The organism is Sphingomonas sp. Leaf21 (assembly GCF_916858675.1).
In the GTDB taxonomy this organism is placed as follows: Bacteria; Pseudomonadota; Alphaproteobacteria; order Sphingomonadales; family Sphingomonadaceae; genus Sphingomonas.
Window position 1 is genome coordinate 531,051 of record NZ_CAKASM010000001.1, and the last position, 16,764, is coordinate 547,814.

Annotated in this window: 18 protein-coding genes; 13 read left to right on the forward strand and 5 right to left on the reverse strand. The window is 67.4% G+C overall.

Translation table 11 applies throughout. The features are described 5' to 3' along the window. The first annotated feature begins 29 nt into the window (after positions 1-29). From LRP66_RS02290 to lysA, 8 genes are all read left to right on the forward strand, one after another. Positions 30-1,157 (forward strand): SGNH/GDSL hydrolase family protein, encoded by a 1,128-nt coding sequence (locus LRP66_RS02290; protein WP_230480870.1) that lies wholly within the window; start codon positions 30-32, stop codon positions 1,155-1,157. Further along, the gene (locus LRP66_RS02295) at positions 1,157-1,963 is read left to right on the forward strand and encodes a polysaccharide deacetylase family protein (protein WP_230480871.1); all 807 of its coding nucleotides are present in this window, start codon (positions 1,157-1,159) and stop codon (positions 1,961-1,963) included. The genes LRP66_RS02290 and LRP66_RS02295 overlap by 1 nt, the downstream gene beginning before the upstream one ends. After that, positions 1,960-3,435 carry a carboxylesterase/lipase family protein gene (locus LRP66_RS02300; protein ID WP_230480872.1) on the forward strand — a complete coding sequence of 492 codons (1,476 nt, stop codon included), beginning with the start codon at positions 1,960-1,962 and terminating at the stop codon, positions 3,433-3,435. Before LRP66_RS02295 ends, LRP66_RS02300 begins: the two co-directional genes overlap by 4 nt. Next, positions 3,419-4,486: a cellulase family glycosylhydrolase gene (locus tag LRP66_RS02305; RefSeq protein ID WP_230480873.1), complete on the forward strand. Its 1,068-nt coding sequence runs from the start codon at positions 3,419-3,421 to the stop codon at positions 4,484-4,486. The genes LRP66_RS02300 and LRP66_RS02305 overlap by 17 nt, the downstream gene beginning before the upstream one ends. 138 nt (positions 4,487-4,624) lie before the next feature. Continuing rightward, on the forward strand, positions 4,625-4,888 hold the full coding sequence (locus LRP66_RS02310; protein ID WP_230480874.1) for a hypothetical protein: 264 nt from the start codon (positions 4,625-4,627) through the stop codon (positions 4,886-4,888). An 11-nt stretch (positions 4,889-4,899) separates the two neighbouring features. Next, positions 4,900-5,385, forward strand: coding sequence for an SAM-dependent methyltransferase (locus LRP66_RS02315; RefSeq protein ID WP_230480875.1), 486 nt, complete (start codon positions 4,900-4,902; stop codon positions 5,383-5,385). Then, the gene (locus LRP66_RS02320; protein ID WP_230480876.1) at positions 5,382-5,645 is read left to right on the forward strand and encodes a hypothetical protein; all 264 of its coding nucleotides are present in this window, start codon (positions 5,382-5,384) and stop codon (positions 5,643-5,645) included. The genes LRP66_RS02315 and LRP66_RS02320 overlap by 4 nt, the downstream gene beginning before the upstream one ends. A gap of 16 nt (positions 5,646-5,661) precedes the next feature. Continuing rightward, positions 5,662-6,894 (forward strand): diaminopimelate decarboxylase, encoded by a 1,233-nt coding sequence (gene lysA, locus LRP66_RS02325; protein ID WP_230480877.1) that lies wholly within the window; start codon positions 5,662-5,664, stop codon positions 6,892-6,894. 256 nt (positions 6,895-7,150) lie between these two features. Here the strand turns inward: lysA and LRP66_RS02330 are convergent, their stop codons facing one another. From LRP66_RS02330 to LRP66_RS02340, 3 genes are read right to left on the reverse strand one after another with little or no spacing between them, the layout of a single operon-like run. Beyond that, positions 7,151-7,486: a hypothetical protein gene (locus LRP66_RS02330; RefSeq protein WP_230480878.1), complete on the reverse strand. Its 336-nt coding sequence runs from the start codon at positions 7,484-7,486 to the stop codon at positions 7,151-7,153. A gap of 47 nt (positions 7,487-7,533) precedes the next feature. Further along, entirely contained in the window at positions 7,534-8,445 is a 912-nt protein-coding gene (locus LRP66_RS02335; protein WP_230480879.1) for an ATP-grasp fold amidoligase family protein, read from the reverse strand. Then, on the reverse strand, positions 8,442-8,951 hold the full coding sequence (locus LRP66_RS02340; RefSeq protein WP_230480880.1) for a DUF3833 family protein: 510 nt from the start codon (positions 8,949-8,951) through the stop codon (positions 8,442-8,444). Before LRP66_RS02340 ends, LRP66_RS02335 begins: the two co-directional genes overlap by 4 nt. A 332-nt stretch (positions 8,952-9,283) precedes the next feature. Between LRP66_RS02340 and LRP66_RS02345 the strand changes: the two genes are divergently transcribed. From LRP66_RS02345 to LRP66_RS02355, 3 genes are all read left to right on the forward strand, one after another. Next, entirely contained in the window at positions 9,284-10,411 is a 1,128-nt protein-coding gene (locus LRP66_RS02345; protein ID WP_230480881.1) for a metallophosphoesterase, read from the forward strand. 138 nt (positions 10,412-10,549) lie between these two features. Continuing rightward, entirely contained in the window at positions 10,550-12,670 is a 2,121-nt protein-coding gene (locus LRP66_RS02350) for a TonB-dependent siderophore receptor (protein ID WP_230480882.1), read from the forward strand. A gap of 188 nt (positions 12,671-12,858) precedes the next feature. Then, complete coding sequence (locus LRP66_RS02355) at positions 12,859-13,689, forward strand: aldo/keto reductase (protein WP_230480883.1); 831 nt, start codon at positions 12,859-12,861, stop codon at positions 13,687-13,689. Here LRP66_RS02355 and LRP66_RS02360 read toward each other — a convergent pair. Continuing rightward, positions 13,686-14,582, reverse strand: coding sequence for a LysR family transcriptional regulator (locus tag LRP66_RS02360; RefSeq protein ID WP_230480884.1), 897 nt, complete (start codon positions 14,580-14,582; stop codon positions 13,686-13,688). The genes LRP66_RS02355 and LRP66_RS02360 overlap by 4 nt on opposite strands. Before the next feature lie 90 nt (positions 14,583-14,672). Between LRP66_RS02360 and LRP66_RS02365 the strand changes: the two genes are divergently transcribed. Next, positions 14,673-15,536: an aldo/keto reductase family oxidoreductase gene (locus tag LRP66_RS02365; protein ID WP_230480885.1), complete on the forward strand. Its 864-nt coding sequence runs from the start codon at positions 14,673-14,675 to the stop codon at positions 15,534-15,536. Here LRP66_RS02365 and LRP66_RS02370 read toward each other — a convergent pair whose 3' ends face one another. Beyond that, on the reverse strand, positions 15,537-15,848 hold the full coding sequence (locus LRP66_RS02370) for an ArsR/SmtB family transcription factor (protein WP_230480886.1): 312 nt from the start codon (positions 15,846-15,848) through the stop codon (positions 15,537-15,539). Between the two features lie 131 nt (positions 15,849-15,979). Here LRP66_RS02370 and LRP66_RS02375 point away from each other — a divergent pair, with 131 nt between their 5' ends. Next, positions 15,980-16,714: an SDR family oxidoreductase gene (locus LRP66_RS02375; RefSeq protein WP_230480887.1), complete on the forward strand. Its 735-nt coding sequence runs from the start codon at positions 15,980-15,982 to the stop codon at positions 16,712-16,714. The last annotated feature ends 50 nt before the right edge of the window (positions 16,715-16,764 follow it).

A 16,764-nucleotide genomic window follows, 5' to 3' on the forward strand; every position in this document is an offset into this window, starting at 1 on the left:
GTATCGCCGCCCCCGTTCGAGGAGAGACGATGCCCCGCCCCCTGCCCCGAATTCTGTCGGTCGCCGCGATCGTCGCGGGTCTGTCACTGATGGCCGTGCCCGCGCTCGCAGGTCAGGGCGACGGCGTCACGCCATTGGGTGCCGGGGCGCAGGCGGGACGCCCGCTGCCGCTGCATATCGGGGGCCGCGTCGTCGATCGGGACGGCTATCGTCGGCAGTGGCCGGGCACCTATTTCGAAGGGCGCTTCCGGGGTCCGGCGGTCGATCTGTCGGTCGGGCCCGGCGCGGTGTCGCTTCGGATCCGGGTCGATGGCGGCGCGGCGATGCCGCTCGTCAAGCCGCAGCCGGGGCTATATCGCATCGCCGCCAAGGGCGCGGGCGACCACAACATCCGCGTCGACGTGGCCAGCGAAAGCCAGGCGGGGCCGACGGTCGTCCGCGGTCTGTTCGCGCCCCAGGGCTCGATGGCGCTTCCCGCCCCGGCGGCGCGTGCGCGGCAGATCGAGTTCATCGGCGACTCGCATACGGTGGGTTACGGTAACACCTCGCCCGATCGTCAGTGCAGCCAGGACGTGATCTGGCGGACGACCGACACGACGCTCGGTGTGCCGGGGGTCACGGCGGCACGCTATGACGCCGATTATCAGGTCAATGCGATTTCCGGTCGGGGCATCGTGCGCAACTATGGCGGCTTTGCCGCGCCCACCGTGCCGGAGGCCTATCCCTATGCGCTGTTCGATGGCCAGATCCGGGCCACGACGCCGGGCTGGCACCCGCAGGTCGTGGTGATCGCGCTCGGCACCAACGACTTCTCCACCCCGCTCAAGCCCGGCGAACGCTGGGCGGATCGCGACGCGCTCCATGCCGATTACGAGCGCACCTACACCGCCTTCGTCGGAGGCCTTCGCAAGGCCTATCCGAGCGCGTTCTTCGTCCTGTGGGCAACCGATCGCGCGGATGGGGAGATCGCGCGCGAGGTCAGCAAGGTGACCGACATGCTGCGCGCCGGGGGCGAGAAGCGGATCGCCTTCGTGCCCGTCAACGGCCTGGCGTTCAGCGGCTGCGACTCGCATCCCGATCTGGCCGACGACCGCCTGACTGCCGCCACGATCGAACGCGCGATCGATGCGCAGCCCGGCATCTGGGGCGCCCGCTGATGCGCCGCCTGCTGCTCGCCGCGCTGGCGATCGGCGTGGTTGCCGCGCCCGGTGTTGCCGCGACGCGTTGGCCGGGTGGTGCAAAGGCCGCCGTCGTCCTGACCTATGACGACGCGCTCCCGTCGCAGCTCGACCATGCCGTCCCGGTGCTCGACGCGGCGGGGTTCAAGGGCAGCTTCTTCCTCGCCAATGTCCGTGCGCAGGATGTCGCCCGCTGGCGCGCCGTCGCGGCCGAGGGGCATGAGCTGGGCAACCACACCATCTTTCACCCGTGCCGCGCCGCCGCCTTCCCCGCCGATCCGCGCTACACGACCGAGGCCTATACCCCTGCCTCCATGCTCAAGGAGATCGCGCAGCAGAACGTCCTGCTGACCGCGCTGGACGGCAAGACGCGCCACGGCTTCGCCACCCCATGCGGTGAGACGAAGGTCGGCGGCGTCGATTATCTCGAGCCGTTGCGCGCGTCGGGCTTGGTCACCTACGCGCGCGGGGTCAGTGCCAGTTCCGCCGAGCTGGCCGCCGATACCGGCACGCTCGATCCGATGCACGTCCCCGCACGCGGCTTCGGCGAGGGTGACGATGCCGCGCGCATGATCGCCTTCGTCCAGCAGGCCGAGACGGGCGGCGGCATGGCGGTGCTGCTGTTCCACGGCGTCGGCGGCGACCATCTGGCGGTGACCGACGCGCAGCACCGGGCCTTTATCGACTGGCTGAAGGCCCATCGGCGTGAGGTGTGGGTGACCACCCTGCAACAGGCGCTAGACTGGGCGCGTGGCGAGCGGGATCGCGGGGCCGAGCCCCGGTGATCCTCTTCCTGACCGCGCTTCTGGCGAGCGCCGCGCCCGACGCGAGCGCCGCGCCGGTCGTCCGGGTCGCCGAGGGCAGCCTGCGCGGTGTGCGCGAGGCCGATGGACGGATGCTGTTTCGCGGCATCCCGTTCGCCGCGCCGCCGACCGGCCCGCGTCGCTGGCGCCCACCCGTGGCCGCGACGCCCTGGCGGGGCATTCGGGACGCGCGGGCGTCGGCACCGTCCTGCCTGCAGCTCGACGAAGGCTGGAACCGCGCCAATGCGACGGGCAGCCGGGAGGACTGCCTGTATCTGGAGGTCGGCACGGCGAACCTGTCCCCCGCCCGGCCGCAGCCGGTCATGGTCTGGATCCATGGCGGCAGCAATCGCGCTGGCGGCGCGCAGGGGACGGTCGGTTCCTCGTTGGTCACGCGGGGGATCGTCCTCGTCTCGATCCAATATCGCCTGGGACCGCTGGGCTTCATGGCTCACCCTGCGCTGACGGCGGAGGGCGCGACCCGCGCCTCCGGCAATTACGGCCTGATGGACCAGCAGGCGGCGTTGCGCTGGGTCCGGCGCAACATCGCGCGCTTTGGCGGCGACCCGGCCAATGTGACGATCTTCGGCGGCTCGGCGGGCGGGCAGGATGTCGGACTCCAACAGGTTTCACCCGGCGCCAGGGGTCTGTTCGACAAGGCGATCGAACAGAGCGGCACCCCCGGCTTCGGCTGGGCGCCGCGCGACCTGCGCACGAGCGAGGCGATCGGACAGGAGATCGCCGACAAAGCGGGCCTTTCCCACGCCACCGCGGACGCCCTTCGCGCCATTTCGGCCGACCGACTGCTGCAGGCGTCCCGCGAGATCCCGACGCCGCCGGGGCTTCCCGACGCGGGGACGGTGTGGCTGCAGACCACCATCGACGGAAAGGTCATTACCGAGCCGCCGAGCCGGACCTTGCAACGCGGCGGCGGCCTGGCTGTACCTTTGCTGATCGGGTCCAACGCGCGCGAGATCGACTTCTTCCACGATCCGGCGGCGGCGCGGCGCGGACTGGTCGAGGCGCTGGGCAGCGACGCCCCGGCCCTTCCCGACGGAGACACGCGACTGGCGACCGCCGAAGGGCGGCTCGCGCTCGCGACCGATCTGGTCTTCACCTGCCCCGCGACGCTCGTTGCGGATGCGCGCCAGCGCGCCGGGATCGCCGTCTGGCGATACGACTTCGGCTATTCGCCGCCCGGCGGCCCGGCGGTGACGCACAGCTCGGAACTTCGCTACATCTTCCATCGGCCTGGGGAAGACGGCGTACCCGCCGACGCGCCCGACTTGCAGGGCTATTGGATCCGCTTCGCGCGAACCGGCAATCCCAATGGCGCGGGCGCGTCCGTGTGGCCGAAATGGGACGGTCGCGGCGCGGGCCTGTCGTTCACCGATCGTGGCACCGCCCCGACGATCCCCATGCCTGCGGTTTGTACACATGCCCGTTATCCCTGAGGCCGCGAGGCACATATTCCGCCGTCTGGCGTCGCTGTCGCTCGGGGCGGTCGCGCTCGGTGCCGCCGCCCCGCTGCCGCGCCAGGGCGGGACGATGACGGTGCAGGGCCGCTACCTCTATACGGCGGCGGGGGAGCGGGTGATCCTGCGCGGGGTCAACGAGATGTTCGCGCCTTCGCGCGATCCGACGGGCGCGTGGACGATGGCGGAGATCGCGCGGACCGGCGCCAATGCCGTTCGCATCTTCACCATGCCCGACTATTCCGCCGACAAGCTCGATGCGATCCTGGGCCATGCGGTCGCGAACGGACTGATCCCGATCGCCGAATGCCATGCCGCCACCGGCAAATGGGACCGGCTGGGCCGGTGCGTCGACTATTGGACGCGGCCCGACATCGTCGCCGTCCTGCGCAAGCATCGACGCTGGGCGCTGGTCAACATCGCCAACGAGGCAGGGGAGATCGTCGCTCGCGACCAGTTCGTCGCCGGGTATCGCGACGCCATCGCGCGCATCCGTGCCGCGGGAGTGGACGCGCCGTTGATCGTCGATGGCAGCGACTGGGGAAAGGAATACGCCATGCTGCTCGACAGTTGGCCGATCCTCCAGCGTGCCGATCCACGCCATGCGATCATCGTCTCGGCGCACAGCTATTGGGCGGGCACCGAGGACGAGCGCAAGGCCCCCTATCGCGCGATCATCGCGCGCGTGACGCGCGACAACATCCCCTTCCTGCTCGGCGAGGGACCGACCGGCACAGGCTGGGACTGCAAGCCCTCCCCCTATCGCTGGGCGATGACCCGGTTGAACAAGGCGAATATCGGGTGGCTCGCCTGGTCCTGGGGCATGGTGCCCAATGGCGATTGCCGCGCCGCCAACAGCTACGACATCACCGCCGACGGTCGCTTCGGTCATTGGAAGTCGCCCTATGGCAAGGCATTGATGGTCAGCGATCCCGCCAGCATCCAGCATACGTCGCGGCGGCCCTGTTCGATCCCCAAGGCCGGGCCAGCCTGCATCCGCCCATCGCTCCGGCGCTCCCGCCCGGCGTGACGAGGATGCGACGAAGCGTTGGCGCTCTATGCCGTCGCTATGCCGTTTCGCCCGATCGATCTCGAAACACTATGCCCGCCTGCGTAGCTGAAGGGAGCGGGCGCACCATGCCCGTACAACGAAGGCACAGGCACGACCATGGCGTTCGAACCCCAACCGGAGCCCGACGAAGCCGGGCTCATCATCTATGTCGGCCAGGATCGGGCCGGTCACTGGCTCGTCCAGGATAGCGACGGCACGCTGGAGGGACGCTTCGTCTCGCGCGGCGCGGCGCTTCATTATGCGACGGGCGAGTGTCAGATCCACCACGCCCATCTCAGGATCGCATCGGTGCCGTTGGTGCCGCTGATCCCCTTTGCCCCCGTCGGCAGCGACGAGCGCGCATTGCCGCGTGCGGCATGAGGGCTCCGGTGATGACAGCCTTGCGCCGAATGCCCGCCCTCCCCTCGCCCGCCTTGCCCCGCGACATCGTCGCGGCGCGGTCGGTACAGGCCGATCCACGCTGGCCCGCGATCGTCGACGCGCTCGCCGCCTTGCGTGAGAAGCACCGCCATGCCGTCCGCATCGTCGACGCCGATTGCGGATGTGGCACCTTCCTCATCGCGGTGGCTCGTCACGCACACGGCATGGGCTTCACCGCGATCGAGGGGCGCGGCATAGACGGCTCGCCCGCCCTGATCGGGCGCGCCAGGGCGGCGGCGATGCGGCTTCGGGACCGCGCGATCGGACTTCGCTTCGACCTGGCCGACATGCACACCGCGCTGGCCGACGAAGCGGAATTTCCGGCCGATATCATAGTGTGGCACGGCGCGAACGCCGATGACGCGGTGATGGCCGCACTGACGGCGGCGGCCGATCGCGTCATCGCCGACCGCATCTCGCGGGAGCGCGCCGCATGACCCGCCGCGATCTGCAATGGAAGGCGGGCGGCTTCGCGCTCCTGTCGCTGTCCTGTGGCATGTACATCGCGGTCGGTCACTCGCCGCTGATGATCCTGTTCTTCCCGCTGGCGCTTCTCGGCCTGCCGCTGATGATCCATGGCAAGCGGGTGGGACAGCTTCTGCGCGCCGAACGACGCGGACACAGTCGTACCGCCGTCGTCGTCCATGACGCGCACCTGCGCGGCCGCCAGCAGAACAGCGACGGCTTCGGCCGCTGATCGAGGAACCCTCGCAATGACCTTTTTCGCCTATCGCGACGGCGTGCTTCACGCCGAGGACGTTCCCCTGCCCGCCATAGCGGCGGAGGTCGGGACACCCGTCCATGTCTATTCGGCCGCCGCACTCCGTCATGCCGCCCAGGCGTTCCGGACCGCGCTCGCCCCTGTCGGATCCAAGCGGCTGGCCTTTGCGGTCAAGGCCAATCCGAACAGCGCGGTGCTGCGCCTCCTGGCCGATTGCGGGTACGGCGCGGATATCGTGTCGGGCGGCGAGCTACGCCGTGCGCTCGACGCGGGGATGGCGCCCGCGGATATCGTCTTTTCGGGCGTCGGCAAGACCGACCGCGAGATGATCGCGGCGCTGGACGCCGGGATCGGCCAGTTCAACCTCGAACTCGAGGAGGAAGGCCGGGTCCTCGCCGCCCTGGCAAGCGACCGGGGGCTACGCGCTCCCGCCGTGCTGCGGGTCAATCCCGACGTCGACGCGGGCACCCATGCCAAGATCTCGACGGGGAAGCGCGAGAGCAAGTTCGGCGTCGCCATCACCGACGCCGCCGCGATGTATGACCGGCTGGCCGGGCTGAAGGGGCTCGATCTCCAGGGTGTGGCGCTGCACATCGGCAGCCAGCTTCGCGACCTGGCGCCACTCGAGGAGGCGTATCGGCGGATCGGGACGCTCGTCGCCGAACTGCGCGCGCGCGGCCACGGTATCGGCCGGGTCGATCTGGGCGGTGGACTGGGCATTCCCTATGCCCCGGACGAAGCGATGCCGCCGCTCGACGCTTACGGCGCGATGGTGGCGCGGGTCACGGCGGGCTGGAACGTCACGCTGACCTTCGAGCCCGGCCGCGTGATCGCCGGGCTGGCGGGCGTATTGCTGACCCAGGTGATCTGGGTGAAGCCGGGGGCGACCTGTCCCTTCGTCATCGTCGATGCGGCGATGAACGACCTGGCGCGCCCCGCGCTTTACAATGCGCTGCACCGTTTCGCGGCGGTCGCTCCGCGCGGCGGAACGATGATCGCGAACATTGCCGGTCCTGTCTGTGAGACTGGCGACCTGTTCGGCCTCGCCCAGTCGATCGATCGGGTCGGTCGCGGCGACCTTGCGGTCTTCCACACGACCGGCGCCTACGGCGCGGCGATGGCCTCCAGCTATAATTGCCGACCGATCAGCCCGCAGGTGCTGGTCGACGGCGACCGCTTTCATATCGTTGCGGACCGACTGCTTCCCGCAGAGCGGGCGGCATAGCCGAAAAAGCGAAAGGCCGCCCCCGTCGGGACGGCCTTTCCATTGTCGGCCGGAGCCGGCAATCCATCAGGCGCAGGCATGACCCGCAGAAGCGATCATGTCCGACCGTGTTGCCGTATCCGGCGTGTGACAATGAGACATTCGATCACCTCCTTTCGGTTGTTGACGTTGGTCACAAGATGGGGACGGTCGCCGTGCGATCAAGACACAACGTCCGTACAAGCATTTGAATTCACGGCTTTGGCCTAGTCATCCGTCACAATCCTCCCTGAAAGCGGAAGGTGAAGCGATAGCGGCGCGGTTGGTCAGCGGAGGCCGGAACGGCATCGACCAGGGTCAGGCTGCCATCCGCGACCGGAACGGGCATCCCGAGCGTCAGGTCCATTTCCCGCGACCAGCCGCCCCCGAATACGGTGACCCGCACGATCAAGCGCCCGGCCTGGACGCATTGGACGTCACGGGGACAGCGGCTATCCTCTATGACACGGTCCGGCCTGACGCGGGGGCCGCTCACGGCGGCGATCTGCCCCAGCGAGACCGGCCCCTCGATCGGAGGGGGCGACGTACAGCCACCAGTCATGAGGGCGGACACGAGCGCGCTCCCGCTCAAGCTGACCGCCATCCCCTGTCTTCGGAACGTCATGGCATGGGCCCCCGCTCGATCTGGCCCCGAGCGAGCCAGAGCCTGCCCAACCAGCGATCGAGATCGGACGGGTCGAACGGGTCCAGGCCCGAGCCGGGATAGAAGGTCATCTCGCCGAAACGGGGCGTGCCATCGATGTCGTAAAGGTCTATGCGGATGAAATCGAACCCGGCCGCCAGCGTCTCCGCGCCCGCGATCATCTCCGCCAGCGCCGCGGGCTGCGGCGGATCACGGTCGAACCGCGTCGCCGACAATCGACGCCAGCTGCGATCGTAGAGCGCCCAGCGGTGCGCGGTTTCGCGTTCCAGATGGACCTGGATCGCCGCCACCCGGCCATGGAAGACATAAAGCTTATAGTCGATCGGCAACTGGCCATCGCCGATAAAGGGTTCGATCAGCAAGCCGCGCGGGACGGACCTATAGCCCCATTCGTCGAGCCAGCGACCATAGGGGCGACGGACCCAGCGTGCCGATGCGCGTCGTATCGCCTGCCAATCCTCCCCATCGTCGCGCACGATGCGGATCTGGCGACAGCCGTGACGCGATTTAAGGACGAACGGCGCCGCGCATGGCGGACGATCGGGCAAGGTCATCCCCGACCAGAGGGTCGGCGTCACCCATTGCGCTCCGAGCCTGTCGGCGACCATCTGCTTTACGGCGAGCTTGTCGATCAGGCCGGGCATTCGCCGATCACGATCGACCAGCTTGCGAAGCTGGACCAGTTCGGTGAAGCGCTGGGGACGGCGCAACGACAATATCCGGGCGTGCCGCCATAGATAACTCAGGTGGACACGGATGAACGTCGCGAGCGACGCGGGTTCGAGCCACGGGTCCAGCGGTCGCTGCTCCGTCTGTCCCGGCTCGGTGCCGACGATGACGGGTTCGCCGGATGCGATAGCCGCCGTCATTCGGGAACCCGTGTTATGGTCTCGTCCAGGCTCGCGACGGCGATGCCGAATTTGCTGACGACCATCCGGTTCCGCGCGACCTGTCCCCCCGGTCGGAGATAGATCCACTGCTGCACCTTGAGGCCGCCGGTCATCGCGAAGGCGAGATGCAACCGGTTGCCGACAGCGTCGCCCATTACCGGGCCGACGGCGTCGCTGAGCGTGCCCGCATAGCGGTCCGGCCCGATGCGGCGCAGGTGCCATGTCCGATGCTTCGATCGACCATCGGCGTGCCGAACATCCTGCTCCAGAACGATGTCGCCGCTGGCGGACACGGTGCCATGGCCCACGACCGTGATTTGCGCGCGCCGCTTCGTCAGGATCTTGAGCGAAGCGCTCCCACGCGTAGTCCCGGAAAAGAAGGCGATCGGGTCGAATATCGGTGACGCGGCGCCCAGCTCGGTCAGGTGCCCCGCCGGAACGCATCCGCCGAGCGACAACAGCGTCAGGGCGATCCCCGGCGTCATCCCGAACCGGCGCGTGCCTCCGGAATGATCCCTTCGACGGATCGGGACACGCGGCAATACCGATAAGGTGAAGCGCAAGGGACATCCTCTTGCCTGGGGAGATGCGACGGATGGCCTGATACATACGTTTTACGACGGACGAAGTTCTATGGATTTGTCTTTGGTGCCGCTGATGCTCAGCCGGGAATGGCCATACCAGGCCGAGAAGCGCGATCCGGCGAGTCCGGACCGCTAATGCCGTGTCGACCTTGGACCGGGCCCTTGCCCCCAGCGTCCGACGGACACGCAACGCTCGCGCCTCGTTTACAAGGGGCATCGCATACAAGTCGGGAGTGCGCCCCATCTTCAATATCGTCTTTGCCGTTCCGGCGCTCGTCGTCCTTACGCGCTGGCTATGGCCCTTGCCGCTGCCGCTCCTGGCCAAGATCCCGATCGCCGTCCTGATGCTGGCCGCATCGCAGTTCCACCTTTGGAGCCGATTGTCGTCCGGGTCGGTCTTCGCACCCGAATTTCCGCGTCCGGTCGTGATCCTCTTCAACTGGGCGTTCGGCATGCTGCTCCTGCTCGCCCTGTTACAACTGGCCTTGGACCTCGGCACGCTGGTGGCGATGCTCGCACATGGCGAGGCGATCCGGGACGCTGACGCGTTTCGTTACGCTGTCGCCGTGCTGGCGGCCATGCTTGCCGGGATCGGCGTCGCCAACGCTCTCCGCGTTCCGCCGGTCAAGGACGTGACCGTGGCGATCCGCGACCTGCCGTCGTCCTTCGACGGCTACAGGGTCGTCCAACTGACCGACCTGCATGTCAGCCGCCTCTTCACCTCCGAGTGGGCGCAGGCCGTCGTCGACCGCACCAACGCGTCCGGCGCCGACCTGATCGTCGTGACCGGCGACTTCATCGATGGTTCGGTCGAGATGCGTCGCCATGACGTGGCGCCATTACAGCGGTTGCGCGCGCCGGACGGCGTCTATGCCATACCGGGCAATCACGAATATTTCTTCGATTACGGCGCCTGGATGCGCCACCTGTCGGACCTCGGTTTCCGCATGTTGCCAAACGCACATGCCGTGGTCGAGCGGGGCGGCGACCGGCTGATCGTCGCCGGCGTCACTGACCTGTCGGCGCCCGGCGTCGGCGAGGCCGGTCCCGACCTCGCCCTCGCGCTTCGCGGCGTGCCCGCCGACGCACCGATCATCCTCCTCGACCATCAGCCTCGCCACGCCCACGACGCCGCCGCACGCGGGGTCGCGCTTCAACTGTCCGGACACACGCATGGCGGCATGATCCGCGGGCTCGATCGGCTGGTCGCGCGGGGCAATGCCGGGTTTGTGTCGGGACGGTACGTCGTCGGTGGCATGACGCTCTATGTCAGCAATGGCACCGGGCTATGGCCGGGCTTCGCTCTCCGGCTGGGCGTCCCCTCCGAGATCACCCGGTTCACCTTGCGTCCGGTCGCATAGGGTCCCGGGCGACAGGTTTCCCACCCTGATTCGATCGCACGCCTCGGGATCGCCAGAATACCAACCAACGGCATTTGCTATTGACACTTTGTCGCAATAGCATTCTAGGGGCGAGGCGAACCAAGTGGGGGATTTTACGTGACGCCCGTTTTCACGATGCTGGCTGTTGTTGCCGTTGCGCCTGATACCGTTCCGCAAAGGGCTGTCAGCGAGGAGATCATCGTCACCGCCCAGCAGACCAAGGGTACGGACGCCTATACGACGCCGGATCAGAGCTCGGCCTATCGCCTGCCGATCAGCATCCGCGACACGCCACAGGCGATCAGCGTGGTCACGCGCCAGCAGATCGACGACTTTCAGCTCAACGACATCAACGCGCTGCTCGCCACCGTACCGGGCTTCAACGTCCAACCCCAGGAAACCGACCGCTTCTATTACTCGGCGCGCGGTTTCGACGTGCAGAACTTCCAGGTCGACGGCCTCGGCCTGCCTCCGGCCTTTGCGGTGCAGGTCGGCTCGATCGACACCGCCATCTACGACCATGTCGAGATATTGAAGGGCGCGCCCGGATTGCTCTCGCCCGTCGGCAACCCCTCCGCTGTCGTCAATTTCATCCGCAAGCGCCCGACGCGCGACTTCCAGGCGACGGGATCGGCGCAATATGGATCGTTCGACAGTCTTCGCCTGCAGGGTGATGTCTCGACGCCACTCGACAAGGACGGTCATATCCGGGCGCTTGGCGTCGGTGTCTATTCGGATGCCGACAGCTATCTCGATCGCTACCACCTGCGTCGCTGGACGGGCTATGGCATCGTGGAGGCCGATCTCGGCGCGAACACCGTCGCAAGCATCGGCTATGGCTATCAGAACCACCGGAGTTCCGCGGCGCAATGGGGTGCCCTGCCGCTCTATTATACCGATGGCACGCGTATTCCGCTGGCGCGATCGTCCAATACCGGTCCCGACTGGGCGGGCTTCAACGTCACCGACCGCCAGATATTTGGCGACATCACCCATCAGTTCAACGACAAGTGGCTGATCAAGGCCAGCGCGTTTCGCAGGGCGACCAACGAGCAGGACGACCTGTTCTACGTCTATGGCAATCCCGATCGCGCCACCGGCCTGGGGGTGTTTTCCTATCCGGGATCGTTCAAGGCGTCGAACCGCGACTTCACCTTCGACGTTCATGCCAGCGGAAGCTTCGAGGCGCTGGGTCAGGAGCAGATGCTCGTCGTCGGCTTCCTGCGCGGCGCGCTGACCTATCGTCAGTTGTCGCGCTATGACAATGCGGCGATCGGACTGTCCGTTCCGCTCGACCAGCTGTTCGACGGCAGCTTCCCCCGCCCGAACTTCCCCTCGACGTACAGCGACGATCCGGCGTTCTCGACCTATACGCACCAGCAGCGGACCTCCGCCTACGCAACTCTGCGCCTGCGCCCGGTCGATCCGCTCAAGCTCATCCTCGGCGCCAACTATACCTGGGCCCGAAGCGAGGGCTATTCCTATGGCGCTCCGAGCAATTACCGCGACAACCGGTTCCTGCCCTTTGTCGGCGCGACGCTCGATCTCACGCGCCATGTCAGCGCCTATGCCAGCTATGCCACGATCTTCAATCCGCAGAACGTCTTCGGCGCAGGCGGCGTCCTCATCGCCCCGATCAAGGGCAACAGCCTCGAAGGCGGGTTCAAGGGCGAATGGTATGAAGGTCGATTGAACGCCGCCGTGTCGGTGTTCCGTGTCCGGCAGGACAATTTCGCCGAAGCGGCGGGGTTCGATCCGACGATCGGGCAGACCATCTATCGTGGCGTCAATTCCAGGTCCGAAGGCATCGAACTCGAACTGGGTGGCCAGCTCCTGCCCGGCGTTCAGGCCACCGGCGGCTATACGATCATGCGCATCCAGGGCGATGACGGCACGCCGACCCGCACCTTCGTTCCGCGCCAGACCGCCAAGCTGAACCTGACCTACAGCCCCCCGGTCTTGCCCGCGTTGAAGCTGGGTGCATCGCTTCAATATCAGACGAAGATCTACGTCGTCGGGTCGACCATCTCGACGATCACCGGTCAGCCGATCCGCGTCACCCAGGACAAATATGCGACGCTCGATCTGCTCGGCAGCTACAAGATCACGGACAAGCTCCAGCTGGCGGTGAATGTCCGCAACGTCACCAACACCAAGGCGATCAACGCGCTCACCTACGACCAGGGCTATTACAACGCCCCCAGAAGCGTGCTGGCGACGGTCACGATCAGCTATTGAGGCCTCTTCGCCCGAAGCATGTCGAGCCGAACGTGCCGGTATCTCCGCCACACGGCTCGGCAGGGTTGGGTACGGCTGTCGCCCAAGCACGGGAAGCGGCGATCTTCGACCGGTCCTCCCGCCTCCGGCGACCCGACGTCGCCGGACAGCGCTTGGTCCGTTCCGCCATGTCGGACGTTGACCGCAGCATGAAGACGATCCGCTTTCCCGACGGTACGACCGTCCCCGCGCTTGGCCAGGGCACCTGGATGATGGCGGAAGATCCCGCCCGCCGGTCCGACGAGATCGCCGCGCTTCGCGAAGGGCTGTCACTCGGCCTGACCCTGATCGACACCGCCGAGATGTATGCCGACGGCGAGTCCGAACGCCTCGTCGGGGAGGCAATCGCGGGCGTGCGCGACGAGGTGTTCCTCGTCAGCAAGGCCTATCCCCAGAATGCCTCGCGCGACCGGCTCCAGCACGCCTGCGAAGCGAGCCTCGACCGGCTCGGGACCGATCGGCTCGACCTCTACCTGCTGCACTGGCGCGGGCGCGTACCGCTCGCGGAGACGGTCGAGGCGATGGAGCGACTGGTCGCGGCGGGCAAGATCCTTCGCTGGGGCGTGAGCAACCTCGATGCCCACGACATGGAGGAACTCGTCGCGACCGGCGGCGAAGGCTGTCAGACCGACCAGATTCTCTACAACCTGACCAGACGCGGTCCGGACTATGACCTGATCCCGTGGCTCGCACGGCATCACATGCCGGTCATGGCCTATAGCCCGGTCGAACAAGGTCGTCTGCTGGCGCATCCCGACCTTGCCGCCATGGCCGGGGACCGCGCGGTCACGCCAGCGCAGATCGCGCTTGCCTGGCTGCTGGCACGGGACGGCGTCCTGCCCATCCCCAAGGCCGGATCGGTCGCGCATGTCCGGGACAATCGTGCCGCGCTGGACCTCACGCTGTCCGAGGCCGAGTTGCACCGCCTCGACACGCTCTTTCCGCCCCCACGCGCTCCCGAACCGCTCGCGATGCTCTAGCCGCGAATGTAATCGACGAACGCGCGCAGCGGCGGCGGCACCAGACGGCGGCCCGAATAATAGAGGAACGGACCAGAGAAGGATTGCCACCAGTCGGGCAGCACGGCTTCGAGCGCGCCGCTCGCCAGCGCTGGCGCGAGCCAATCCTCGAACAGGTGGATGATCCCGCCGCCCGCGATTGCCATGTCGACCAGCAGGTCGGCCGCGCCGGACACGCTGGCGATCAGCGGGCCCTGCGGCTCGATCCGCACGATCTCGCCATCGCGTTCGAACTCCCAGGGGCTGGTGAGCGCGCCGCTGGTGAAGCGGCCGCGCAGGCAGGCGTGGGTCAGCAGGTCGCGCGGATGGCCGGGGCACCCGCGCGCATCGAGATAGGCGGGCGCCGCCGCGGTCGCGAAACGCTGGACCCGCGGGCCGATCGGCACCGCGATCATGTCCTGCTCCAGCCGTTCGTCATGGCGGATGCCGGCATCGCAGCCTGATGCGACCATGTCGACGAACCCGTCCTCCGCGACGATCTCGACCTGAATGTCGGGATAGGCGGCGAGGAAGCCCGGCAGGATCGCCGGGAGCACCAGCCGCGCCGCGCTGACCGGCACGTTGAGCCTGAGCGTACCTGCCGGTTTGTCCCGGAACAGGTTCACGACATCGAGCGCCGCCTCCACCTCGCCCAGCGCCGGTGCCAGTCGCTCGATCAGCCGCGTGCCCGCCTCGGTCGGCACGACGCTGCGTGTGGTGCGATGGAGCAGCCGGACGCCCAGCCGCGCCTCCAGTCTGCGTACCGCCTCGCTGAGCGTGGAGGCGCTCGATCCGGTGGTCCGGGCTGCGTCGCGAAATCCACGCGCCTGTGCGACCGTCAGGAACGCGTTGAGATCGGCAAGGTCGGCTTTCATCGTTCGGTTTTCCGTACAGCCCGTGCGGATCACTCCCGCTTATCGTTACGATCCGCAAGCCGTATTTCGGGGCCAGCAAGGAGAATAACGATGACGATCGACCAGGCAGGCACCTATCCCTTCGCCGGACGCAGCGTGCGGCGGCTTGGCTATGGCGCGATGCAACTCGCCGGGCCCGGTGTGTTCGGCCCGCCGCGCGACAGGGACGGCGCGCTTGCCGTGCTTCGCGCCGCCATGGAGGCCGGTGTCAATCACATCGACACCAGCGACTTCTATGGCCCGCACGTCACCAATCGGCTGATCCGCGAGGCATTATACCCCTACACCGACGACCTGCTGATCGTGACCAAGATCGGCGCGCGTCGCGGTGACGATGCGTCCTGGCTGCCCGCGTTCGAGCCGGACGAAGTGACCCGCGCCGTCGAGGACAACCTGACGAACCTCGGGCTGGAGACGCTCGACGTCGTCAATCTGCGCCTGATGTTCGACGTGCATGGTCCGGCCGAGGGATCGCTCGCCGCACCGCTCAAGGCGTTGGCGGACCTGCAGCGTCGGGGCTTGGTGCGTCATATCGGCCTCAGCAACGTGACGCCGACGCAGTTGGGGGAAGCGCGCGACATCGCCGAGATCGTCTGCGTCCAGAACCAGTATAACCTCGCCCACCGCGATGACGACGGCTTCATCGACACGCTGGCGACGGAGGGTATCGCCTATGTGCCCTTCTTCCCGCTCGGCGGGTTCAGCCCGCTGCAATCGGCGGCGCTGTCCGGCGTGGCGGCGCGGCTCAAGGCCACGCCGATGCAGGTGGCGCTGGCATGGCTGCTCCAGCGGTCGCCCAACATCCTGTTGATCCCAGGCACCTCGTCGGTGGAGCACCTCCACGAGAACCTCGCCGCGGGCTCGCTGACGCTGCCCGACGATGCCGTGGCCGAACTCGACGCGATCGGGCGGTAATCAGGCCGACCGATTGGCGAGCACCGCGTCGAGAAGGCCGGGAAAGCGCTGGTCGAATTCGGCGCGGCGCAGCGTGTTGATCATTTCACGCCCGGCCTGCGTCGTCTCGATCAGCCCCGCTCCGCGCAACAGCTTCAAGTGGTTGGAGAGCGTGCTTTTCGGAATCGTCTCGCACGGCGCGGCATCGGTGCAACTCAGCCGCTCGGTCGCCGCGAGCCGCGCCACCATGGCCAGCCGATTGGGATCGGCCAGCGCGTGCAGCGCCAGATCGAGCGGAACGTCCTCCAGCCGGGGGTGAGTGAAGCGAGGCATGAGACGAATATAGGGCACGATATCGAATTTAATAGTTCGGCATTATTGAACTATCGAAGCGTCATCCCATCTTCCGCTTGCCGACAGCGCACCATGCCGTGGTCGCGGGCCAGCATTTTTGGAGAATAAATATGTCGATTCAGGGCAGGACCGCGCTCGTCACCGGCGGATCGCGCGGTATCGGAGCGGCCATCGCCAAGCGTCTCGCGGCGGATGGCGCGACCGTGGCGATCACCTATGCCGGTAACAAGGCCGCCGCCGACGCCGCGGTGGCGGCGATCGAGAGTGCGGGCGGCACCGCTTTCGCCTTCCAGGCAAACGCCGCCGATCCCGCCTCGCAGCGCGCGGGCGTCGAACAGGCCGCCGCCGCCCTGGGTGGGATCGACATCCTGGTCCACAATGCCGGGGTGGCCGAGTTCTCCTCGGTGACCGAGGACACCGACGACACCTACGACCGTCAGTTCGCCGTCAACGTGAAGGGTCTGCATGTCGGCACCCGCGCGGCCCTGCCGCACCTTCGCGACGGCGGGCGGATCATCCTGATCGGTAGCATCTCGGGCGAGATGGCCTTCCCCGCGACCACCGTCTACAGCGCGACCAAGGCCGCCGTGGCGGCGCTGGCACGCGGCTGGGCCAAGGAGCTTGCGCCTCGCAACATCCTGGTCAACACCGTCCAGCCAGGGCCGATCGACACCGATATGAACCCGGCCGACAGCGACTTCGCAGGGCAGGTGCTGCAGGCGATCCCGCTTGGCCGCTATGGCAAGGTCGAGGAGATCGCGGGCGCGGTTGCGTTTCTCGCCGGACCGGATGCCAGCTACATCACCGGCACGACGCTCAACATCGATGGCGGTGCGACGGCCTGACGGATAGCATGGGCGTGCCGGCCACCGGGGGTCGGCACGTCGATGCCCTT